At 61.9% G+C, this 21,846-nt stretch carries 12 protein-coding genes; 6 read left to right on the forward strand and 6 right to left on the reverse strand.

The features are described from left to right. The first annotated feature begins 236 nt into the window (after positions 1–236). The 4 genes from OHL11_RS17220 (at position 237) to OHL11_RS02950 (ending at position 6,132) form a co-directional block, all read left to right on the forward strand. Positions 237–2,597 carry a DNRLRE domain-containing protein gene (locus OHL11_RS17220; RefSeq protein ID WP_317890614.1) on the forward strand — a complete coding sequence of 787 codons (2,361 nt, stop codon included), beginning with the start codon at positions 237–239 and terminating at the stop codon, positions 2,595–2,597. A 43-nt stretch (positions 2,598–2,640) separates the two neighbouring features. Further along, complete coding sequence (locus OHL11_RS02940; protein ID WP_263369980.1) at positions 2,641–3,183, forward strand: hypothetical protein; 543 nt, start codon at positions 2,641–2,643, stop codon at positions 3,181–3,183. A gap of 107 nt (positions 3,184–3,290) precedes the next feature. Further along, the gene (locus OHL11_RS02945) at positions 3,291–5,510 is read left to right on the forward strand and encodes an NHL domain-containing protein (protein WP_263369981.1); all 2,220 of its coding nucleotides are present in this window, start codon (positions 3,291–3,293) and stop codon (positions 5,508–5,510) included. A 28-nt stretch (positions 5,511–5,538) separates the two neighbouring features. Continuing rightward, positions 5,539–6,132, forward strand: a complete 594-nt coding sequence (locus OHL11_RS02950; RefSeq protein WP_263369982.1) for an outer membrane beta-barrel protein — start codon at positions 5,539–5,541, stop codon at positions 6,130–6,132. A gap of 53 nt (positions 6,133–6,185) precedes the next feature. Here OHL11_RS02950 and OHL11_RS02955 read toward each other — a convergent pair whose 3' ends face one another. Genes OHL11_RS02955 through OHL11_RS02965 form a run of 3 tightly spaced genes read right to left on the reverse strand, consistent with a single transcriptional unit; the run spans position 6,186 to position 9,904 of the window. After that, positions 6,186–6,821, reverse strand: a complete 636-nt coding sequence (locus tag OHL11_RS02955; RefSeq protein WP_263369983.1) for a response regulator — start codon at positions 6,819–6,821, stop codon at positions 6,186–6,188. A gap of 18 nt (positions 6,822–6,839) precedes the next feature. Beyond that, positions 6,840–8,939 (reverse strand): sensor histidine kinase, encoded by a 2,100-nt coding sequence (locus OHL11_RS02960; RefSeq protein ID WP_263369984.1) that lies wholly within the window; start codon positions 8,937–8,939, stop codon positions 6,840–6,842. Continuing rightward, a complete protein-coding gene (locus tag OHL11_RS02965; RefSeq protein ID WP_263369985.1) occupies positions 8,936–9,904 on the reverse strand; it encodes a sugar ABC transporter substrate-binding protein in 969 nt (322 codons plus the stop codon). Before OHL11_RS02965 ends, OHL11_RS02960 begins: the two co-directional genes overlap by 4 nt. A gap of 290 nt (positions 9,905–10,194) precedes the next feature. Here OHL11_RS02965 and OHL11_RS02970 point away from each other — a divergent pair, with 290 nt between their 5' ends. After that, entirely contained in the window at positions 10,195–13,614 is a 3,420-nt protein-coding gene (locus OHL11_RS02970; protein WP_263369986.1) for a TonB-dependent receptor, read from the forward strand. Between the two features lie 147 nt (positions 13,615–13,761). Here OHL11_RS02970 and OHL11_RS02975 read toward each other — a convergent pair whose 3' ends face one another. The 3 genes from OHL11_RS02975 to OHL11_RS02985 all read right to left on the reverse strand — a co-directional run bounded on the left by OHL11_RS02975 (position 13,762) and on the right by OHL11_RS02985 (position 20,073). Beyond that, positions 13,762–16,239 carry an alpha-glucuronidase family glycosyl hydrolase gene (locus OHL11_RS02975; protein WP_263369987.1) on the reverse strand — a complete coding sequence of 826 codons (2,478 nt, stop codon included), beginning with the start codon at positions 16,237–16,239 and terminating at the stop codon, positions 13,762–13,764. A gap of 125 nt (positions 16,240–16,364) precedes the next feature. Then, a complete protein-coding gene (locus OHL11_RS02980; RefSeq protein ID WP_263369988.1) occupies positions 16,365–17,771 on the reverse strand; it encodes a carbohydrate porin in 1,407 nt (468 codons plus the stop codon). Between the two features lie 70 nt (positions 17,772–17,841). Continuing rightward, positions 17,842–20,073, reverse strand: coding sequence for a beta-glucosidase (locus tag OHL11_RS02985; RefSeq protein ID WP_263369989.1), 2,232 nt, complete (start codon positions 20,071–20,073; stop codon positions 17,842–17,844). A 209-nt stretch (positions 20,074–20,282) separates the two neighbouring features. On the opposite strand from OHL11_RS02985, the gene OHL11_RS02990 reads away from it, so the two are divergent. Next, positions 20,283–21,539 (forward strand): hypothetical protein, encoded by a 1,257-nt coding sequence (locus OHL11_RS02990; protein ID WP_263369990.1) that lies wholly within the window; start codon positions 20,283–20,285, stop codon positions 21,537–21,539. Positions 21,540–21,846: the final 307 nt, after the last annotated feature.

Raw genomic sequence — 21,846 nt, forward strand, 5'->3', positions numbered from 1 at the left:
ATTTTGACAGACCTGAGGGGGTGGTTTACTGTTGGCACGAACCTAAAGGTGCAAGTGTCTCAGGATCAGCGTTTATGCGCTGATGCACGCGCGCCGTAGTGTCGCTTGGCGATGCTGCTGCGTCCATGTCTCGTTCCTGCGGGCAGACGCACCACGACGGTCCTTTGCTGAGCCCGACCCGTCACTTTGCGCCATTTTTTGAGACCGGCGTACGCTCGCAAAGCTGCAGGAGCTTTGTGTTCAACATCCGTGTTCATTCGTTGAAGACCCTTTGCCGTTCCGTGTTTGGGCTGTCCCTCGTCGCTGCTGGATTCGCGGCCACCGCCCATGCGACCTCGCTGCCTGTTTCGCAGGACGCACACGTCAACGCATCGCGTACGACGACGAACTTCGGCTATCTGTCGAACCTCTACGTTGGCAACGGCAACACGGCTTATCTGCAGTTCGATCTTTCCGGTCTACCCACCGGCATCACGGCTGCGCAGGTTTCGCGCGCCTCGGTGACGCTCTTCGTCAACCGCATCCTGACGCCCGGCGCGGTGACGGTGACGCCGGTGACCGGCACCTGGACCGAAGGCGCGGTGACCTATGCGACCGCTCCGGCCATGGGCACGGCGGCGACAACCTTTACGCCCGGCATCTCGGGCACGTACATCACGATCGATGTGACTTCGCTGTTGCAGGGCTGGCTGACGACGCCGGCTTCCAACCACGGCATCGCGCTCACCTCGGCGCTCGGCAGCTTCCTCTTCGACTCCAAGGAAAATGACCAGACCGGTCACGGCGCAGGTCTGGACGTGACCGTGGTCAGCATGGGTGCGACCGGCGCTACGGGCGCGACCGGTGCACAGGGCATTCAGGGTATTCAGGGACCGCAAGGTGCGACGGGCGCACAAGGTCTTCAGGGCGCCACGGGCGCGCAGGGTCTCCAGGGCGCGACGGGTGCGCAGGGCATTCAGGGTGTCACCGGCGCTGTAGGCGCTACGGGTGCGCAGGGCATTCAAGGTATTCAGGGCGTGACGGGCGCGACCGGAGCGACCGGCCTTGCAGGTGCAACGGGTGCGACCGGCCTCACCGGAGCTACAGGAGCCACAGGCATCGCAGGTGCCACGGGCGCTACGGGTGCGGCAGGCGCGACCGGCCTTACGGGTGCAACGGGAGCTACCGGTGTGACGGGTGCTACGGGCGTCACGGGCGTGACGGGTCTTACGGGTACAACAGGTGCCACCGGCGTGACGGGTGCCACGGGCGTGACGGGTGCTACCGGCCTTACGGGTGCCACTGGTGCCACTGGCGTGACGGGTGCCACGGGCGTGACGGGTGCTACCGGCCTTACGGGTGCCACTGGTGTCACCGGCGCTACGGGCCTTACGGGTGCCACTGGTGCCACCGGCATCACGGGTGCTACCGGTGCCACGGGTGCAACGGGCGCTACCGGCGTGACGGGTGCCACTGGCGTGACAGGCATCGCAGGGGCAACCGGCGCTACTGGTTTTACAGGCTCAACTGGCGTTACCGGAGCAACAGGCGCGACGGGTGTCACCGGCGCGACGGGGCCTTTCGCGGGAGGTACCTACAACCCCCTCAGCACGTATCCAGCCGGTTCAGTGGTCGCTTATAGCGGCAGCACTTATCTGGCCGTTGCGCCTTCGTCGCCTTCGACCATCGTGGTGGCTCCAGGCACGAACTCCACGTACTGGGTAGCGACATCGGGTGTGGCTGGCGCCACAGGTGCGACCGGCGCCACGGGAGTTACCGGTGCTGTCGGTCTCCCGGGTCCCACCGGCTCCACGGGCGCGCCCGGTGTTACCGGTGCCACGGGCGTCACGGGTTCCACGGGCGCTACTGGTCTGACGGGCGCCACCGGCGCAACGGGTGTGACCGGTCCTACGGGTTCTACAGGTGCCACCGGTGCTACAGGTTCCACCGGCTTGACCGGCGCTACCGGAGCTACCGGCACGACTGGATCCACCGGCTCAACGGGCGTCACGGGTTCGACGGGTTCCACCGGCGTTACAGGTCCGACCGGCCCAACAGGTCCAACCGGATTGCAGGGTGCGACAGGCAATGTGGGGACGGTGAGCTTTACCAATGGCAATGCCACCGGCTCGGCGAGCGTCAGCGGAACTTCACTCATCATCAACTTCCCGGCTTCCTCGTCTGCTTCGACGGCTGCCTTCACGCTGCACGCCTCGTTCGACAATCCGGCAACGGCAGGTGTGTATTACATCTCGCCTGTTGCGGTGACTGGCCTCGGAACGGGGAACACTGCGCTCAACAGCTTCCCGACGCTCAACACCGGAAATGGTGTGTTGAATGAAACTCCCGCGCCCAGCCCTTGCACGGTTGCCGCTCTGCGGGTGGGCACGAACAACTACTACACCGCTGGTACGGACGCCATCACGATCACGGTCTACAAGAATGGCGTCTCGACGGGCATGAGCTGCACCGCCGCAAATGTCCCCAACGGTAACGGCACCTGCGTCGATTCCACCCACCCCTTCGCCGTGGCCGCGGGAGACATGCTCGGGCTCCAGTTCGTCGACAGTAACAACGTCCCCTACGTCCACGTCACCACGTCTCTGGTCTGCCAGTAGCGAAGGGTTCACTTAGTTCCGGCAAGAAGAGGGAGTGGGATCGATGGCGAAACGCGTATATGGAGTGGCGATTGCGATGTTGCTGGCGGCAGCGGGAGCGCTGACCGCTCAGGAACCTCAGGCCGCCCGGTCGCCGCGGCCAGGTAAGGTTGTTGAGTTGACTGCGGGAAGCTGCGTGTCTGTAGAAGCTGGCGATCTGATTTCTTTCACCTGGAATCCGGTCTTCACTCCGGCGAACAACGTTGTCGGGATCGGCGGCTTCGAGCTTGGTTTTGATCTTGTTGGAGCGGAAGGTTCCGCAGGGCGAGGTCGTAGCCAGCTCACGCTCGAGGCGATTCCGCCGCGGAGCTCAGGGCATCTCGGTGCGGAGAATGCGGTCGCGGATGCAGGCAACGGTTACTACAAATTGCACTTCCTGGTGCCGCAACTGAATCTCCCGTCGGGGGAGTACCACCTTCGCCGTGCCGCTGCGCTGCCGAAGCTTGCAAACCCGCAGACCGACACAGTACCGGCCATGTCGAATACCCCGACGGCCTCCATGTTTTGCCTGACCCTCAGTAACACCAGCACCGGCCGACGCCGGTAGAACGTTTCATCATCGAGGAAGCACTCGTGTCCCAACGGAGCAACAAAACGCAGGCTCAATTCCAAGCATCCGCATCAACGCCGTGCTGTGCCGAGCTGTCTCTCTCGATGTCTTCACGCGTTCGCCGCTGGGTTGGAGTTGCCAGTCTTGTGCTCATGGGCTTCTGCGGCGCTACTGCGGGCCTCGCACAGGGCCAGCTCACGGTCACGCCGGCACGCTCGGCATCGACGCTTGCGGGTACAGGCAGCGTGGGATTCAGCGGTGATGGTGGCGCGGCCACCTCGGGCACGGTAGCGGCACCGCGAGCCGTAGCGTATGACGCTGCGGGCAATCTCTACATCGCGGACACGCTGAACCATGTGATTCGCGAAGTAGTGAAGTCCACCGGCGCGATCACGACCATCGCGGGTACTGGCGTAGAAGGTTTCGCAGGCGACGGTGGCGCAGCCACAGCAGCGCTGCTCGATACGCCGGAAGGCATCGCCGTGGATGCGAACGGCAACATCTACATCGCCGATACCCGCAACCAGCGCATTCGCAAGATCACAAACGGTACGATCACGACGATCGCAGGCACGGGCGTCGCGGGGTTTAGCGGTGACGGCGCAGCCGCCACCGGCGCCACCCTCAACCAGCCGAGTTCCGTGGCGGTCGACGCGGGCGGCAACATCTACATCGCCGACACCAACAATCAGCGCGTTCGCAAGATCAGTTCCACCGGCACGATCACGACGATCGCGGGCACGGGTGACCAGGGCTATACCGGCGATGGCGCAGCCGCGACCGGCGCTCAGCTCGACACGCCGACCAGCGTCGCCGTCGATACGACGGGCAATGTTTACATCGCGGACTCGCACAATCAGCGTGTGCGCGTGATCAACGCTTCCGGCAGTATCTCCACAATCGCTGGCGCGGGCACACCGACCTTCGCGGGCGACTTCAGCGGTGATGGCGCGACGGCTACTGCAGCTCTGCTCTCCAAGCCTACGGGCGTGAGCGTCGATGCGAGCGGCAACGTCTTCATCGCAGACACCAATAACCAGCGCGTACGCCAGCTTGGCGGAGGCGTCATTCAGACAGTGGAAGGCACGGGCGGTCAGGGCTATGCGGCTGACGGCGGCGTCGCAACCTCTGCGGTACTGAACTCGCCGCGTGGCGTGGGATTGAATGCGAACGGCGATCTCGCCGTGGCAGATACGCTGGACCAGCGCGTGCGCGGTGGCTTGTTGCCGACGATCACCTTTGGCTCGCAGGCTGTGGGCATCGCGAGCACGGCTCAGGCGGTCACACTGGCGAACACCGGCACCGCCGCGATCACGGTCAGCGCGATCACCTTTACGGGGCCCTTCATCGGCGCAACGGGCGGTACCTGCGCAGCCACGCCTTCACTCGCGGCCGGCGCAAGCTGCACGCAGAACGTAGCTTTCCTGCCGACCGCTACCGGCGCGGCCAGCGGTTCGGTCGTCTTTGGCGGTACGGGCGTTATCAATCAGAAGATCCTGCTCGCAGGCACGGGCGCTCCCGCATCGACGACGACCACGGTCACGGCTTCGCAGGCTACAGTGCTCGCGCAACAGTCTGTGACCTTCACGGCCCAGGTGGTTCCGGCGGGCCTCGGCACGCCGACGGGCACGGTGCAGTTCTACGCGAATGGTGCAGCCATCGGCGGCCCGGTTACGTTGCTGAACTCGGGTATCGCGGCGCTTTCGACGAGCTTCGGCACAGCCGGTACGTACACGATCACAGCGGTTTACTCGGGCGATGCGAACTTCGCCACGAGCAGCTCCTCCGCGATCAGCGAGACGATTGCTGACTACACGCTGACCACGGTGGGTTCGACGACGCAGACCGCGCCGCCGCTCGGCACCGTGGCCTACACGCTGCAGGTCGCACCGGTCACCGGTGCGTTCAACTACCCGATCACCTTCGCGGCAACGGGCGCACCTTCGGGTTCGGTCATTACCTTCTCGCCGACCACCGTTACGCCGGGCTCTGGTCCCGCTACAGTGACGATGAGCGTCAAGGCGCCTGCCTTGAAGGCTGCGCTCGAGCATCATCGCGGATGGTTTGGCGGCGGCGCTGCAACCTTCGCGCTTCTGCTGCTGCCGCTGGGCATCGGTGCTCGCCGCAAGGGACAACGCTTCCGTCCGCTGCTGCTTGTGCTTTGCGGCCTGGGTAGCCTCGGCGTGCTCGGCATGACAGGTTGCTCGTCGGGCTTCTTCTCGCAGGCACCGCAGAGCTACACCATCACGGTGACCTCCACCGCAACGGGCACCAACGGCGCTACGCTACAGCACACCACGCAGGTCACGCTGACCGTGGAATAAGTGCCTTCGGGTACCAGAGGAGAAGAGTTTGAAGAAGTCCGCAACGAAGGCGATACTCACCTTGGCGATGGCGCTGCTGACCGCGCCGCTGATGGCGCAGACCGCGACGACGGCCCCAGCGCCGAAGAAAGCTGACCTCGACTTCGCGGTCAGCTTCGTCGCCCAGCGCGCCTTCAGTGCGGGCACGGATACGCCCTTCTGGCTCACGGGTGGCAAGGCTGAGTTCGGTGCGTCCATGTGGCACGGGCTCGGCGCGGCGATCGCGGTGTCGGGGACCCATGCCGCGTCGATCGGCGGTAGCGGTATCCCGGTGTCGTACGTCGTGTGGACGGCTGGCCCGCGCTATCGCTGGCACACCGGCCACCGCGTCTCGGTCTACGGTGAAGCGATGGCAGGCGAGGCCAACGGCTTCCGCAGCATCTTCCCGGCGCCCACGGCAGCCCAGCCAGACGCCAACGGCCTTGCTGTCCGTGCAGGCTTCGGCATTGATCTTGCGGTGAAGAAGCACTTTGCAATTCGCGCGCTCGACGCAAGCTACCTCTACTCGCAGTTGCCGAACGCTGACACCAACAAGCAGCACGTCATGCAGTTGGGCGCGGGCGTCGTCTTCCGCTTCCACTAGAATTCACTGCCTCCGCAACGGAAAAGCGCCGCACAAATGTGCGGCGCTTTTCTTTAGTTCAGTGTGATGAGCCCCGTCTGCAGCGCGATGAAGATCGCCTCTGTACGGTCGCTCACTTCAAGCTTTTCGGCGATGTGGTTCATGTGATTGCGCACAGTGAACTGGCTGATGTTCAGCGTCGCTGCCACCTCTTTGTTCGTCAGGCCCTTGGCGACGAGTTCCAGCACCTCTCGCTCACGACCGCTCAGGCCAGCGGTCATGCGCTTGCCATCCAGCCGTTCGGCGATGCGCCGCGGAAAGGCTTGCTTGCCCGCGTATACCTGCCGAATGGCCTTCATGATGTCTTCCGGCGGCGCTTCCTTATGCAGGAATCCCATGGCACCCGCCTTCACCGCAGAGTAGATCTCTTCGTCGAACTCGAAGCTCGAAAGCACGATCGGCTTCACCTGCGGGTGGTACTCACGCAGCCGCTCGAGCGTGTCGATGCCAGAGAGTCCCTGCATCCGCAGATCGACAAGGATCACATCGACCACGGTGCGCGCGAGCACCTGCAGCGCGTCCTGCCCGCTGCCCGACGAACCAACGATGGTGAAGTCCTCCTGCATCTGCAACAACGCCGACAGCCCAAAGCGGACGATCGGGTGGTCATCGACGAGATAGATGCGGATGTTGGCTGGCGCTGCGCTCACAGGGCTTCCTTCAAGGTTCTAGATGGGACCGAGGCCACGCTGTTCTTTCGAGGTGGCGGCCCTGAGCATATCACCCAGCGTACGCCACAAACCACCCGCCAGTGGCTTCGGTGCGCGCACGCAGATCGTAGTGCCTTTGCTCGGCATGGAGCGCACCACGAGCTTGCCGCGTACCTTGCTCGCACGACTGGCCATGCCGATCAGGCCTAACCCCTGCTGCGTGCCATCGGCGGCGAAGCCCATGCCATCATCCTCGATGGCAAGCTCGACCTCGCGCTTATGGAAGGTGAGGACCAGGCGTAGTGACTTGCAGTGTCCATGATGGATCGCGTTGCTGATCGCCTCCTGCCCAATGCGGAAGAAGGCGTCCGTAAGCGCGACGCCGAGGATGATGACGCGACCGACGATCTCTGTTTCGACCACGAGGTCGCCGCCGTCGGCGATGCGGCGCGCGGTCTGTTCGAGCGCCTCCAGCAGCGCGGGCGCGTTGCGCAAACGCGGTCTTAGCGCGGCGATGGTGTTACTGGCATCGCGATGGCTATGCTGCACCATCTCCAGCGCATGCTCAATGTGCGACTGCACGACCTCCGGTCCGCGCCGCTCCATCTTCGCTGCGGTGAGTTGATAAGCGATGCCCGTGAAGCTCTGCGCGAGCGTGTCGTGCATTTCGAACGCAAGCTGCTCGCGCTGCTGCAAAGCGCTCTCAAGTTGCCACTGTTGCAGCCGATGCAGCATGTACTGCGCGGCCAGCAGCAACAACAGGAACAACGCCGAGACGAGCAGGATGTGCCGCAGTGACCACCACGGTGGTGCGCTCACGACTTCTGCGCGGTCCGCGACCAGGGCAAACGGATAGACGCCCTGCGTAAACTGCGGCAACGAAGTCGCGAGCCCATACACGCGCAGTCTGCTGCCCGCCTCGAGCTTTGCATCGCCGCTGCTGAACGAGGGAGCTTCCACGCTGCGAAATACGAGGTCGCCATCGCGAAGAAGAAGTTCGTGGCCGTCGGGCGTGTCGTTGCTCGCGATGAGCGTGCCTTCCAGATCAATGTAACGCCCACGATAGGTGCCGCTTGTGAGCTGCGCCGCAGTCACAGAGAACGGTGGTCGCGGAACATCGGACCACAGCACATGAATGTCTGCGTTCTCCAGACTGCTGCGGAAGCGCTCCGACACGAGCGTTCCGCGCGCGATGACGATATCCCCACGCTTGAGCGGTGAGTGGGGATCAACGTGCGGCACGATGAGCGCGTTCGTGTCGTCCTGAATCGCCAGCAGCGGTGGAACAGAGATGACCGAGCCTTGCAGCGTCACGTTCGGATGCTCGCCCGGCAACATCAGGAAGCTGACGATCGGCTGAACACCTGCCTGCGGAACACGCAGCTCCGCCTCGCCGCGCAGCGCCGCTTCATAGCGCGCGGTGCGGTCGGGCGCATAGGGAAGAGCCTGCGGCACGTCGACGCTGTGCAGCGCTTCCGTGCGAAGTTGCTCGAATGCATCACGCACAGGCGCCTGCACCTGCAGCGGTGTCCACGAAGCGCGAGTGCGCGAGCTTCGCAAGCCGAGATGACCACTTGCGATGCAGCTATCGTCATGCGCAACCAGTGAAGTGACTCGTCCATCTGCAAGTCGTAACTGCACGCCAAAGTTACAGCCGATAGCTATGACCCTCAGATGAGCTGCATGGGTGAGGTCTGAGTCTTGCGGCAGCAGCACGCGTGCCATCGGCTGCCAGCCGAAGTCCGCTCGGCCAAACTCCAGCGTCGCATCAGCAGCGCGCACACCGGCGTAATAACCGTGAAAAGCGTCGACGCCGACCTCTTCGCCTGACGAACGGAAGATAACACCAGCATCGCCATCGCTCTCGGAAACGATGAGATCTGTATCGAGCACGAAGTCGCTCACCTGCGAATTCGTATGCACAAACTTCGCGTCGCGCTCTTCTGTGAAGTTCACTGTCAGCGCGTTGTCCTGCTTCCATGTGCCGCTATATGCGGTCCATGCGCTGCGTGGATCTGTGTGGTCACGAAAGTGCTGGAAGGCGATAAGCGCCACAGCCAGCGCGATCAACGCCCCGAGATCGTAGGCCACAAATCGCAAGCGCCGATAGCGGTTCATTGGCCGCTCCAGCGATAGACGGGGATGGAAAAGAAGCCGTGATCCACGGCCCACGCGAGGTTGCTGTGCGTCACCAGCACCGGCGGTATCAGCGTCAGCCCCGGCGCCTGCTCGTCATGCATCTGCAGCGAGAGATTATGCATAGCTGCCTTGCCGATAGCAGCTGTATCCTGCGCCACTACAGCGTCAACGTATCCGGTCTCGAGCGGCAACAGCATGTCCTGATCGAAGCCGATGATCTTTACGTTTGCAGAGGCTTTGTTCGCCAGACGCGCATAGTAAGCGCCGCGCGTTGCCATGGCAGAGACCGCGATGATCGCGTCGACCGGCTCCTTGCGCTGCAGGATCTCCTGCGCGATCTGCTGCTGATGCGTCAGCGCTGTATCACCGAAGTGGCGATCAACAATACGGACAGCAGGAGCGACCTCCGCCAGCGCAGTCTCAAAGTCCTGCTCACGCGTCAGGTTGGTTTCCGAGTGAGACATGATGCCGATGATCGCGATCGTGCCATGTCCATGCAGTAGGCTTGCGAGGTATTGCGCGGCCAGCATGGTGCCGCGTGCTTCGTCGTTGGCTACGTACGAGAGCAACGTCGAGGGCGGGGGGCCGAGGTCATCATCCACGACGACCACGGGTACGCCGCGCGCCATCGTGTCGAGCACTGCCGTACGTGCAGAGAGAGTTTCATCTGGCGACAAAATAAAGCCGCCATAGCTCTTCGACTGCAGGCCCGCATAAAGCTTCATCTGCTCGTTGTAAGCACCCCCATCGGCGGGCGCATTCCAATAGATTTTCAGCTTTTGCGATGCAGCTTCTTCGGCGATTCCCTGGTGAAGGTTCTCCCAGAGGGGCGTGCCTGTCGTGCGCGGCAACACAGCGACAGCCGTCGTATGGCGATGACAACCTATCGCGGCCAGATACGACGCGAAGAGCAATCCCCCGAAAATGCGCGAAAGTATGGGCATAGACGTTAGCGAGGCCCCAGCATACGCGAGCCAAAAGAGCCTCGACTACCCCCGTTTTCGGGGCTGGTCAGGGCACTGGTACATCTGTACCATGCGAGTCGTTATAGCGGTTCCCTATTGTTCGGTTCGACTCGAGAAAGATTTCTTACACACGGCGAAAGAAACCGTCTGTCAAAAGAATTTGCCTCGTAGCCATTGGCCCCTTCAACAAGGGCATGGAGACCAAACGCATGACGGACCGGCAAGCTACAAAGTCTTTCGTCGCACATTCGGAAGCAGGACAGAACACTATGAAGAATCTCAGCAACACGATGCGTCGCGCTCTGCGCGCCACGCTTTTCGTCTTCGGTGCTGTGATCGCCAGCGCGCTCATGATCGCGCAGGTGCTCTATGGCAACATCACCGGCATCGTCACCGATCCCTCAGGCGCGGCCATTCCCGGCGCTTCGGTGAAAATCGAGGACGTCAACAAGGGCCTGGTCTATACCACGACCTCAGGCGCTGACGGCAGCTACAGCTTCAAGGACCTGACCCCCGGCACCTTCAAGGTGACCGTAATGGCAACGGGCTTCACTACCACGGAGCAGAAGGACATCCCGGTACTAGCCAATGCTTCAGCGCGTATCAACGCTCAGCTCAAGGTTGGTGGTGCAACGCAGGAAGTCAGCGTGAGCACGGCCCCTCCGGTGCTGCAGACAGAATCCGCCGAGTCGAACTACAACATCTCGACCGAGCAGATGACGGAACTTCCGACGACCTCGAGCACAGGCCGAAACTTCCAGAGCCTTTACAAGTTCATCCCCGGTTCGACGCCTCCGGCAGAGCAGAACTCGGCTGGTGGTAATCCGCAGCGTTCGCAGTCGGTCAACGTCAACGGTATCTCGAACTCGACGAACACGACCCGCATCGACGGTGCGATCGACGCATATCCGTGGCTTGCGTATCTCGTGGCTTACGTTCCTCCGCCAGATGCTATCGAAACGGTGAACGCTGTAACGGGTAGCTTCAACGCAGAGCAGGGCGCTGCTGGTGGCTCGGCCATCAACATCATCATGCGCAGCGGTACGAACAAGTTCCACGGCAGCGTTTGGGAGTACAACTCCATCTCGCAGTTCAACGCGCGCGCTTGGAGCTTCCGTACCGGTGCTCTGCCGAAGAACATCTACAACGAAGTCGGCGGTTCGATCGGCGGTCCGATCCTCAAGGACAAGCTCTTCTTCTTCGTGGACTACAACCGCGTCTCGGTCAATAAGGCCATCAGCGGCGTCACAACCGTTCCGACGCAGGACATGCGCAACGGTAACTTCAATGGAACCGGCACCACCGTATATGATCCTGCGACAGGTAACGCTAATGGCGTAGGCAAGACGGCTTTCGCCGGCAACCAGATCAACTCGGCACGTTTTGCTCCGGCCGCGGTCACCATGCTGGCGAACTTGCCACTTCCGAACTACGGAACAGTGGGCGCGGTTTCCAACAACTATTTCGGTTCGGCCGTAAACAAATTTCTGCGTGAGAACTACGACGGCAAGTTGACGTATGTTCCCACCCAGAAGACCAGTTTCTTCGGGCACTACAGCAACTCGCCCAATACCATCACCGATCCGCAGATCTTCGGCGCGAACCCTGGTGGCGGTACGTGGGATGGCGGCCAGCCTGGTAAGGCGACGGGTCGCATCCAGAACGTTGGTTTGGGCTTCACGCATGCCTTTACCAGTAACTTCTCGACTGACTGGAACGCAGGCTACACGCGTCAGAACCTTGCTGCGCAGGCAGACGATCTTTCGCTCGGCGATTACGGCGTGAACACGCTGAAGATCCCCGGCACGAACTACAACGGCTCGCCGCTCTACGGCGGTATCCCGGGCTTCTACTTCTCCACCTTCGCCAGCCTTGGCAACGCGAACACGGGTAGTCCGTTCACGTTCAAGGACAATCAGTACACCGCGAATGCGAATGCTTCGTGGGCACATGGCCATCACGCAATTCGCTTTGGTGGTGAGTACCTTCACGCTGCAATCAACCACAACCAGCCTGGATCGGGATCCTACTCGACTCCTCGTGGCTCGTTCATCTTCAGCGGCGGATCAACGGCTGCCTACGGTGGCAGTGCATCCTCTGTGAACTCCTTCGCCAGCTTCCTGCTGGGTCAGGCGGAGAACTATCAGAAGAGCGTTCAGACCTTCAATCCTGAGCCGATCCGCTGGTCGACCTTCTCGTTCTACGCACAGGACACCTGGCAGGCAACCTCTAAGCTGACCATCAACTATGGTGTCCGCTATGAGTACTACCCGCTCGCAGTCGGCGATCACTTTGGAACGGTTCGTTATGATCCGACCCTGCGCTCGACGGTCACTGATTCCAACGGTACGCACACGGTAGGCACGGTTCTCGTGGGTGGCAAGGGCGGAATCGGTCAACATGCTGGTACTAGCAATGGTTGGGGCATGATTGTTCCGCGTATCGGTATCTCTTACCGTGCGAACGAGAAGACGGTCGTTCGTGCAGGCTTCGGCATCACGACCGACCCCGACACACAGCGTCAGCTTCTCCAGGCTTACCCCGCGCAGGTAGGTACGAACATCGTGGGTGCAAGCGGCTACGTTCCGGCGACCAGCCTCAACACTGGTCTCCTGAGCCCCGTGACGCAGGTCGGTATCCCCACTCTGGCTATCCCTGACATCACGGCAGGTTATTTGCCGCTGATCTCCACCCTCTCCACCACGACGATTCCTCAGAACTTCCGCCGTGGCTACATTGAGAGCTACAACCTTGCTGTTCAGCGTGACCTCGGCCGCTCCTTCACAGGCAACATCGCCTACGTCGGAACGCACGCGGTTCGTCAGATCACCAGTGTCAACATCAACGCCGCTCCGGTGAACGGCGGAAATACGGGCCGTTTGCTGAACACGCTATACGGTGCAAACACCAACAATACAGACATCAATTCGATCCTGCCGTTCCGTGGTTCGGTTTATCACGGTCTGCAGACGCAGTTGACCCGCATGAGCCCGAAGCATGCTTCGACCGGCGTGATCTATACCTTCTCGAAGGCGATGGACATCTCGGACAACTCGACGTACAGCGGACTCACCTTCGCTTATCCGACGGACTACAACCGCAACTGGGGTCTTGCTGGCTACGATCGCAAGCACAACTTCCAGTGGTGGACGGTGTATAACCTGCCCTTCGGTAAGGGCCAGGCCTACCTGCAGCACGGCGCGGCCGGTTACATCCTGGGCAACTGGCGTGTGAGCACCGCGCTCAGCTATGTCAGCGGTGTACCTCTCACGGTAACGGCGACGAGCTCTTACCTGAATGCCCCTGGCAGCACGCAGGTGGCTGATCGGATCGCAGGTGTACCGACCGTGCTCAAGGGCCGCAAGTACCAGAACGGCGGCTACCAGTACATCAATCCGGCAGCCTTTGCTGACGTCACTGCGGCAACCTCGACCGCTCCTCGCTTCGGTAACTCGAGCCGTGGCAGTGTTCGTGGCCCTGGTTACTTCAACCTCGATGCCAGCCTCAAGCGCTCGTTCCCGATTTACAAGGACATATCGCTCGACTTCATGGCTGAGAGCTTCAACGTGACCAACACGCCGAACTTCTCCGCCCCGGCTACCGCAGTGAACACGCCGAGCAGCTTCGGTGTCATCACCGCTGCTGCAACGAACCGTACGCTGCGTCTCAGCGGACACATCACCTTCTAACCTCAACCGCACTACTTGCCTCAACGGAGGACCGGGCTTAGCCCGCTCCTCCGTTTCTTTTTGCCGAACATCAAAGCGTGTGCGCGCAAGGAAGAAGGCCGCTCAGAGTCATCTCTGGCGGCCCTCTTCTTTGTGAATTGCGTGAAGCTACTCGCTGACGGGTTCGAACTCGATGTAGTCGACGGGGGCGTGCTCGTCGCCATCCGAGGTCGCGCGCAGCGTCAGTTTGTCGTTGATAGCGAGCTTTACCGGAGCTGTCACGAAGCGAGTGCTCGTATTCGCGTCGAGGTTCGGATCGATCTTCGCAGGGGGAAGGCGATCGTCGGCCTTCCATGTGGCGAAGGGTTTGCCGTTCAGCAGCAGCTCATAGGTCGATGCGCCGGACCACAGGTCGAAGTATTGCACCGCGATGCGATACGTGCCATCGCGATGCGGCTGTGACTCCAGGGTGCATGTGGTCTTCTCGCACACGGCAGCCTTTCCGTTCGATGCCGCTTCGACTTGCTTCACGTCTACGGTTTTGTAGCCGTTGCTCTTCATCGTTTCGGCTTCGATGCGGTTCGGATAATGGCCCACGCGGCCCTGTGTGTCGGCGATGCCGGAGATGTTCGCGAAGTACTTCGTGATGTCGTCGCGCCACACGATCGCCGCACCTGCCTGATACTCGAACAGCCGCAGCGTCTTGTCGTAGCGATCGTTGTCGACCTTGCCGGCGAGCGTCTTCCATTGTGCGGCATATTCTCCGGCCGCGGCCGCGCCGTCATAGTGCGCGTTGTAGAGATACTGAATCACTGTCTGGCCGCTGTGCAGCTTGTAGGTATATGGCAGGTGGTGCATGAAGAGGAGCAGATCATCCGGGCACGTCTTCAGCGACTCGTACTGCGCCGCAAGCTCTGGCGGATACTGCCCGATGTAGCCTGTGCCGGTCGCCGTGGTGCGGTCCATGCCAAGGCCATCGTGCTCAGCGCGAATCCACTGCCCCCAGCCGTTGTGATCGGCGGTCGCAGGGTTCGGGCCGTAGTGCCAGCCGGTGATGTCAGTCAGCGTCTGCAGGCCAAGCGGCCCGGTGTACTGCTCGTAGATCGGCCACGAGTTCAGCTGCAGCGTGTCGATGGTCTTCACCACCTGCGGATCGTTGCCGAAGGTAAGACGCGTCCATGAGTCGACGATCGACTCTGCGCTCGCGTCAGGATTCCACGCGAGCTTGCCGTAGCCGTAGAGGTTCGCAAGCGCCATCGGATGATGCAGCCAGTTGGTGTCGAGGCCGACGTTGACGACTGAGACAAAGCCTCCGAGGTCATGGTGGAAGGTCTTGCCTTCAACGATCTCTTTCACCGGCGACGGCTTGCCATCGACGCGCATGTCCGTGTCGAGAGCTCCCTTCCACATCGGCACGAGGTAGACCATCTGCCGCTGCTGGCCGGTGTACTCCTGCGAGGTTTCAACCTCCACCACCTGCGGCGTCTTGCGCATTGCAGCGAGCAGCGGCGATACCGGCTCGCGCACCTGGAAGTCGATGGGGCCGTGCTTCACCTGCAGCACCACGTTCGGCTCAAACTTGCCGTCGAGTGCGCGGAAGTTGTCGTAGCCTGCGCGAGCGCGGTCGGCCTTCAGGTTGTTGTAGTCAAGATGATGGTCGTAGACGAAGCCGCGATAGAGCACGAGTCCACCATGCTTCGCGAGCGGGCGCGCAAGTACGTTCGCCGCCTCTGCCGGTGTGCGGTGATACTGCGATGGGCCTGCGCGGCCTTCGCTGTCAGCCTTCACAACGAAGCCTGCGAAGTCAGGAATCGCGCGATAGATCTCATCTACCTTTGCCTTCCACCAAGCGGCCACATCAGGATCAAGCGGATCGAATGTCTTCATGCCGCTGATGACTTGTGGACTCGATAGATCCACAGAGAGCGAGATGCGAATGCCCCACGGACGCATCGCGTCGGCGACGCGGGCGAACTCCCGAATCATCTCCGGCTGCAATGTGGTGAGGTCGGAGTTCACGTTGTTGATGGTGACGCCGTTGATGCCGATCGATGCCAGCAGGCGCGCGTAGTCGCTGACGCGTGTGAGGTCCTGACGTACGTGGCCGTTGTCGAAGAAGATGCTGCGGCCTGCGTAGCCGCGCTCGATGGAACCATCAAGGTTGTCCCATTGATTTACCCAGCGGATAGGCGCTGCGGGTGAGGAGCTGAAGCCTGCGGTGGGAAGCTGCTCTTCGGCGGCGAGCATCTCGAGGAAGTGAAACGCGCCATAAAGTTCGCCGTTCTCGTCGGCACCTTCGATCATGAAGCCGCGCGGTGTGCGGATGATGCGGAACGAACCGGGCTTCTGCGCACGTGCGCTGCTCTTCTCTGCAACGGAGAGAATGATCGCTGTGCCGCTCGGCTTGGTGACCGCTTCATGCGCGGGCTTGCCGAGCATCGAGCTGAGGCCCTTCACGAGTTCCTGCGCGGCGTTCTCTTCGATCGGCGTGTGGTGCACCGTCCACACCTCGGTGGGCACCGTGGCGTAACGACTCGCGACGTTCTGCGAGAGGGGGGCATAGCGAAGCCAGGCTTCATGACCATCTTCTGCGTGGACAGGATGAGCTAGAACGGCGAACAGGAGGAATGAAAGACGGGACTGCATCCCTAGCATCATCGTGGACGCGCATAACCATGCTCATGGTGCATATGTCCTATGTCACACGTTTGCCTACAAAAGAAAAGCGTCCCTGCGATGGTTCGCAGGGACGCCTGGAGGAAGGTTGCGGTTTAGAAGAAGATGCCTGCCTGGATCAGCAGCGTCACCGAGCTCTTGGACTTCGGCGCGATTTGCGGACCGTTCGTGTAGCTGACACCGGGAGAGAGATACAGGCCGCGTGCCATGCGAGCGGTGTAGCTGCCCGTCAGGCTGGTCGCGCTGTTCCAGTACTTCTGTCCTGCGGCGATGGCGTTGTACTTCGCGTAGGGGCTGTAGGTGGTGTGCGAAGACACGATGCTCGCCATGTCCTGCGGGCGGCGGGCGAACGGGCTCAGCATGTAGGCGCGCAACTCGTAGTACTGCGAGTAGGAGTTCTGCGTTGCGGGAGCGTCCATGGCGGTGAAGCCCGCATAGAGGCCGCGATAGGGCACAGCCTTGTCGGCCTTCCAGAGCTGACGATCGGCAAGCACATAGCCCAGGTAGTTGTTCGTGCTCGTGCCGCCGGTCTTCAGGTTGGTGAAGTGCGTGGTGTTGTACATGTAGCCGCCGCGCAGCCAGGTCTTGTAGTGGGTCTGGTCGGACTCATGCTGGTAGCCGCCTTCGTAGATGGTGAGCAGGCCATCGCCCTTCGGCTTGAAGCGCAGGCCGATGGTGTCGCGGCGTGCTTCTTCGACGCCACCCTTGGGGTCCATCGAGCGCTGGAAGCTGAACTTGGTGTAGAAGTTCTTGTTCCAGTGGTAGTTCACGTTGAAGGCTGGCGTCGTCATCGGCAGGTAGGACATACCGACCTCAAACGGCAGCGAGGCGAAGACGCCGAGCGAGCCGGAGGAAGCCTGCCCACCGATGGCGGTACCGACGAACTCGAAGTCGTTGTCGATGTAGCCGCCCTTCAACTCCAGCTTGTCGTGGAAGAGGCTCTGGTAGTAGCTGATATTGCCGAACTCAATTGCGTTCGGCCCGCCGGCGTTCCAGCTGATCTTCTGCACGGTACCCATGATGAGGAGCTGGCCGCCGCGGATGCCGAGCTGACGCAAATCCCATGTGAAAGCCGGGTAGTGTGAGCTCTTCCACGTGGGGCGCTGGCCGTTGTAGGTCTGCTGCGCGAGCGGCACGGGAGGCGCGGTCACGTTGTACGAGAAGCTGTTGTCGTCGATGTCGAAGAGGCCGATGCCTTGCTTGGCGAGCGCCTGGCGCACGGGGTTCTTTTCGCCGAAGAGCATCTCGGAGAACGGCGGCAGCTTGAGATACGTGCCGCGCAGGTTCAGATCTTCGATGTTGCGTCCGCCGGGGTGGCTGTAGTCAGGCGCAGCCGGCTTGGTCTGCGCTTCGGCTTGCGCCTGCTGGCCGATGTTCTGCGTCTCGTTGTTGGACTGCTGGGCAGCAGCGCCGGTCGCGGAGAGCGCGAGCAGCAGCGCGACGCCTGCGCCCGCCTTGCGGCCTGCGGTGAGGATGCGTTGTTGTGCTTCGTGGAGGGACATGGTTCTTCTTCTTTCTTCAGAAAACTTAGGAGGAGGCGAGCGCCGCGCGTGGGCTGCGCTCGCCTCGGGGTTACTTCAGCGACACAGCGTGCGTCAGCGGCAGTTCGCGCGAGCTGGCTCCAACGAGTACGCGATACTCCCCAGGCAGACGCTGCCAGGTGTCGTTCGCTTCGTTGAAGACGGAGAGCATCTTGCGCTCTACGTGCACGGTGGCTTCCTTGCTTTCGCCCGGTGCCAGCGTGAGCTTGTTCCAGCCCACGAGGCGGTGCGGCGGTTCGCCTGCTGCCGAGGGCAGCTCGACGTACACCTGAGCGATTTCCTCGCCAGCGCGCTTGCCCGTGTTGGTCACGGTGAAGTGCACGGTGAGGCCGTCAGCCGTGGGCTGCACGTTCAGCTTCGAGTAGGCGTACGTGGTGTACGAGAGACCGAAGCCGAAGGGGAAGAGAACGTTCTTCTTCTCCGCGTCGTACCACTTGTAGCCAACCTTCAGCTTCTCGTCGTAGTGCACGTCGAAGGTGGGCAGGCCGTTGCCGAGCACGTGCATGAGCTCGGTGAGCGACTCACCCTTCTCGAGCGTCGGTTCGGAAGCCTTGGGCGTCGGAACGAGTTCCGGGCGCGGCAGATCGGCTTCGTCCACCGGGAAGGTGACGGGCAACTTGGCCGTCGGGTTCACGGCTCCGGAGAGCACGCGAGCGAGCGCTTCCGCACCACGGATGCCGGGGAACCAGGCTTCCACGATGCCTGCGACCTTCGGTGCCCAGGGCATCACGATCGGGCCGCCGGACTCAACAACGGCGATGGTCTTCGTGTTCGCTGCGGCGACGGCGCTGATCAGCGTTTCCTGATCGGCGCTGAGGTGCAGAGTCTTCTGGTCGAAGCCTTCTGCCGACCACTGGTAGCCGAAGACGATGGCCACATCAGCGCTCTTGGCGAGCTTCGCGGCCGCAGCAACGTCGTCACCGCTGGCGAAGTTCACCTGCGCGTTGGGGAACTCGGCGCGGATGGCTGCGAGCGGAGCATCGCGGAACCAGGCCGGGCGGATGAAGCTATCGAAAACGCCGTTGCCCGGGGGCGGAGGAGGAACTGGCGATCCGCCTGCAGGATCGACCTGCGCGGAGCCGCCGCCACCGATCACGCCGATGTCCGAGTGGCCACCGATCACGGCGATCTTCAGCGGATGCGTGGCAGTCAGCGGCAGCAGGTTTCCCTCGTTCTTCAGCAGAACGATGGACTTCTCTTCAATCGCCTGCGCGACCTTATAGCCGTTGTCGACATCCACCACGCCCTTCTCGGCGGGGAAGTCAATCGTGCCGCTCGAGAACTGCGCGCGCAGGATGCGGACGACATGGTCGTCGAGTTCGGCCATCGTGACTTCGTGGTCTTCAACAGCCTTCTTCAGCGGAGCGCCATAGAAGAAATCGTTCGGCTGCTCCATGTCGAGGCCGGCGTGCGAAGCCTTCGCCGCGCTGTGCGTGCCGCTCCAGTCGGAGAGAACGAAGCCGTCGAAGTGGAAGTCGCCCTTCAGCACCTTGTTCAGCAGGTAGTCGTTCTCGCAGGCGTGGTCGCCGTTCACGAGGTTGTAGCTGCACATCACGGCCGAGGGCTTGGCGATGCCGAGCGCAATCTCAAACGCCAGCAGGTCGCTCTCGCGCATGCTGCGCTTGTCGATGATCGCGTTGACGGCGAAGCGGCCGTTCTCCTGATCGTTGATGGCGTAGTGCTTGACGTCGCTGATGACGTGCTGCTCACGCTCGCCGAGCATGAGGTTGCCGTCCATCGTTCCGGCGAGCAACGGGTCTTCGCCGGCGTACTCGAAGGTGCGGCCGTCGCGCGGCTCGCGGGTCAGGTTCACGCCGCCGCCGAGCGTCATGTTGTAGCCCTGCAGGCGGAGTTCGGTGGCGATCAGCTTGCCGTACTCGTAGGCCGACTTCGGCTCCCAGGAGGCGGTCGCGCCGAGCACAGAGGGCAGCGAGGTGGAGTAGCGGCCGTTCGGGGCGCTGCGCGTCACGCCGTAGGCGGCGTCCGCCATCTGGATGGGCGGGATGCCGAGGCGCGGCACGCCGAGCGTCAGGCCTGCGCCGCCGTTCGAGCTTTCCGGCAGTTCAGTCTCGCCCGGCATACCGTAGCCGTGCACGAGGCCGATCTTTTCGTCGAGCGTCATCTCCTTCAGCACGAGGTGTGCGCGCTGATCGGCCGACAGGCTCTTGTTGTCCCAGGTATGGGTGGGGGCCTGAGCGGCGGCGATCGTGGTCGCGGCCAGCGCCAGCGGCAGACCCCATCCGAGTACTTGCTTCCTGTTCATCGAAATTCCCTTTCCGTATCGAGGGCGCAGTGTGACTCAGAGCCGCCCTAAGAAAACTCCCCATGCTGAATTCTTTTGAGGGTCAGTTGAAAAGGGCTTATACGGTAGAGAAGGGGTAGCGTTCGGCAAGCGTATTTATTTCAAGGACTTCGGTGGACGTATCAAGCCGCTTGATACACTTATCTGTGGGTTCAGGAAGCCCTCTCGCCATGCCCGAGCCGATGCAAAGCGACGCAATGCGCTCCCCGATCGACGGGCCGGCGGTGCTGCATCAGCTCGAGTTGCTGCTGGCGAGCCCGCTCTTTAATCAGAGCAAGCGGTACCCCGCGTTCCTTCGCTACGTGGTCGAGAAGACGCTGAGCGATGACGAAGAGGACCTCAAGGAACGGACGATCGGCGTCGAAGTCTTCGGGCGACAGCCGACCTATGACACCAGCCTTGACCCCACCGTTCGCCTCACTGCGGCGGAAGTGCGGAAGCGCCTCGCGCAGTATTACCAACAGGCTGAGCACGCCGGGCAGCTGCAAATCGAGATTCGCGCGGGTTCCTACGTGCCGCTTTTCAGTTGGCCACAGGGTGAGACGCAGACGGTTTCCACGCCGGCGGTTGTCGCCGTGTCCGAGCCTTCGCCGAGCGAGGCCGAGATCGCAGGCCTGCAACCCGTCGCCGAACTCCCTTCCTCCGGCGGAGTGAAGTGGGCGGGCATCACCTTGCTTGTGCTGGTCATCCTGGGCGGCGTCGGAGCGTGGTTGGTGCTGCGCCAACGCAACTCGGAGCCGGCAGACAAGCTTTTCTGGAGCGCGGTCCTGAGCGATCCGAACCCGGCGCTGATCGTGATCCCCGACCTTTCCAAGTCGGACCTCGCGCCCAAAGCTCCGGAGTCGGCGGAGACCACGATCCTTGCCCACATCACGAACAGTCATCTCGTTGATTTCAATGACAGTGTGGCGCTCTCGAATATCGCAGCGAAGCTGGGCAAATTGGAGAAGCACTTCAGCGTTCGCCTCTCTTCGGAGACAACCTATACCGACCTGCAGAACGGACCGAGCATTCTGGTCGGCGCGGCGGACAATCCGTGGTGCCTGCGCCTGATGGAGCCGCTGCCGTTCCGCATCGCGCGCCGCAACGACACGCTGTTTTTTGACATCCTGCAGCGCGATAAACCCGGTGTTCATGCGTGGTTTGTGGACCTTACGCAGCCTTACACGAGCCTGCAGCAGGATTACGGCATCGTTGCGCGCCTCAGTGACACCATGACTGGCAGACCGGTCCTGATCGTTGCGGGCATTGGTCAGAACGGCACTACAGCAGGCATTCGCCTCCTCACGGACCCCGAACTCCAGCGTGTCGTCGCTGCAGCTGCTCCCAGAAACTGGGCAGGCCGGAACTTCGAGATCGTCTTCAAGACGCAGATCATTCAGGACCGCTTTGGACCGCCTGAGATCGTTGAAAAGGCGTTCTGGTAGAGGCTGTCCGCCTTCCCCGGGGCGAAATGGCGCTTGGAGCTGATCGTTTTGCCACTAGCGAAAACCCACGAAAGAGCGAGCTGTTCGACTTTTAGAGCGGTCCGGTGGGTGGGGCGATGTGGCATACTGGATGCAATGAAGAGCCTTCACCAGCTTTGTTGTTGTTGCACTCCGTCTCTGTAGACGATGAGTGGCGGTTCGCGCTGTGCGTGGCCGTAAGACAGCAAACAAATTGAGCCTGGATGCGAGGAAGACCTCGCTGGACTCAGTGCTCAGGGCAAATTCATGGACTCCCATCTCTTTCTGC

This window comes from Granulicella cerasi, assembly GCF_025685575.1.
GTDB classification, from domain to species: domain Bacteria; phylum Acidobacteriota; class Terriglobia; order Terriglobales; family Acidobacteriaceae; genus Granulicella; species Granulicella cerasi.

Coding starts and splice junctions, on each gene's coding strand:
- OHL11_RS02940 (WP_263369980.1), top strand. CDS start 2,641: ATGGCGAAACGCGTATATGGAGTGGCGATTGCGATGTTGCTGGCGGCA.
- OHL11_RS02945 (WP_263369981.1), top strand. CDS start 3,291: ATGTCTTCACGCGTTCGCCGCTGGGTTGGAGTTGCCAGTCTTGTGCTC.
- OHL11_RS02960 (WP_263369984.1), bottom strand. CDS start 8,939: ATGAACCGCTATCGGCGCTTGCGATTTGTGGCCTACGATCTCGGGGCG.
- OHL11_RS02965 (WP_263369985.1), bottom strand. CDS start 9,904: ATGCCCATACTTTCGCGCATTTTCGGGGGATTGCTCTTCGCGTCGTAT.
- OHL11_RS02970 (WP_263369986.1), top strand. CDS start 10,195: ATGAAGAATCTCAGCAACACGATGCGTCGCGCTCTGCGCGCCACGCTT.
- OHL11_RS02975 (WP_263369987.1), bottom strand. CDS start 16,239: ATGCAGTCCCGTCTTTCATTCCTCCTGTTCGCCGTTCTAGCTCATCCT.
- OHL11_RS02980 (WP_263369988.1), bottom strand. CDS start 17,771: ATGTCCCTCCACGAAGCACAACAACGCATCCTCACCGCAGGCCGCAAG.
- OHL11_RS02985 (WP_263369989.1), bottom strand. CDS start 20,073: ATGAACAGGAAGCAAGTACTCGGATGGGGTCTGCCGCTGGCGCTGGCC.
- OHL11_RS02990 (WP_263369990.1), top strand. CDS start 20,283: ATGCCCGAGCCGATGCAAAGCGACGCAATGCGCTCCCCGATCGACGGG.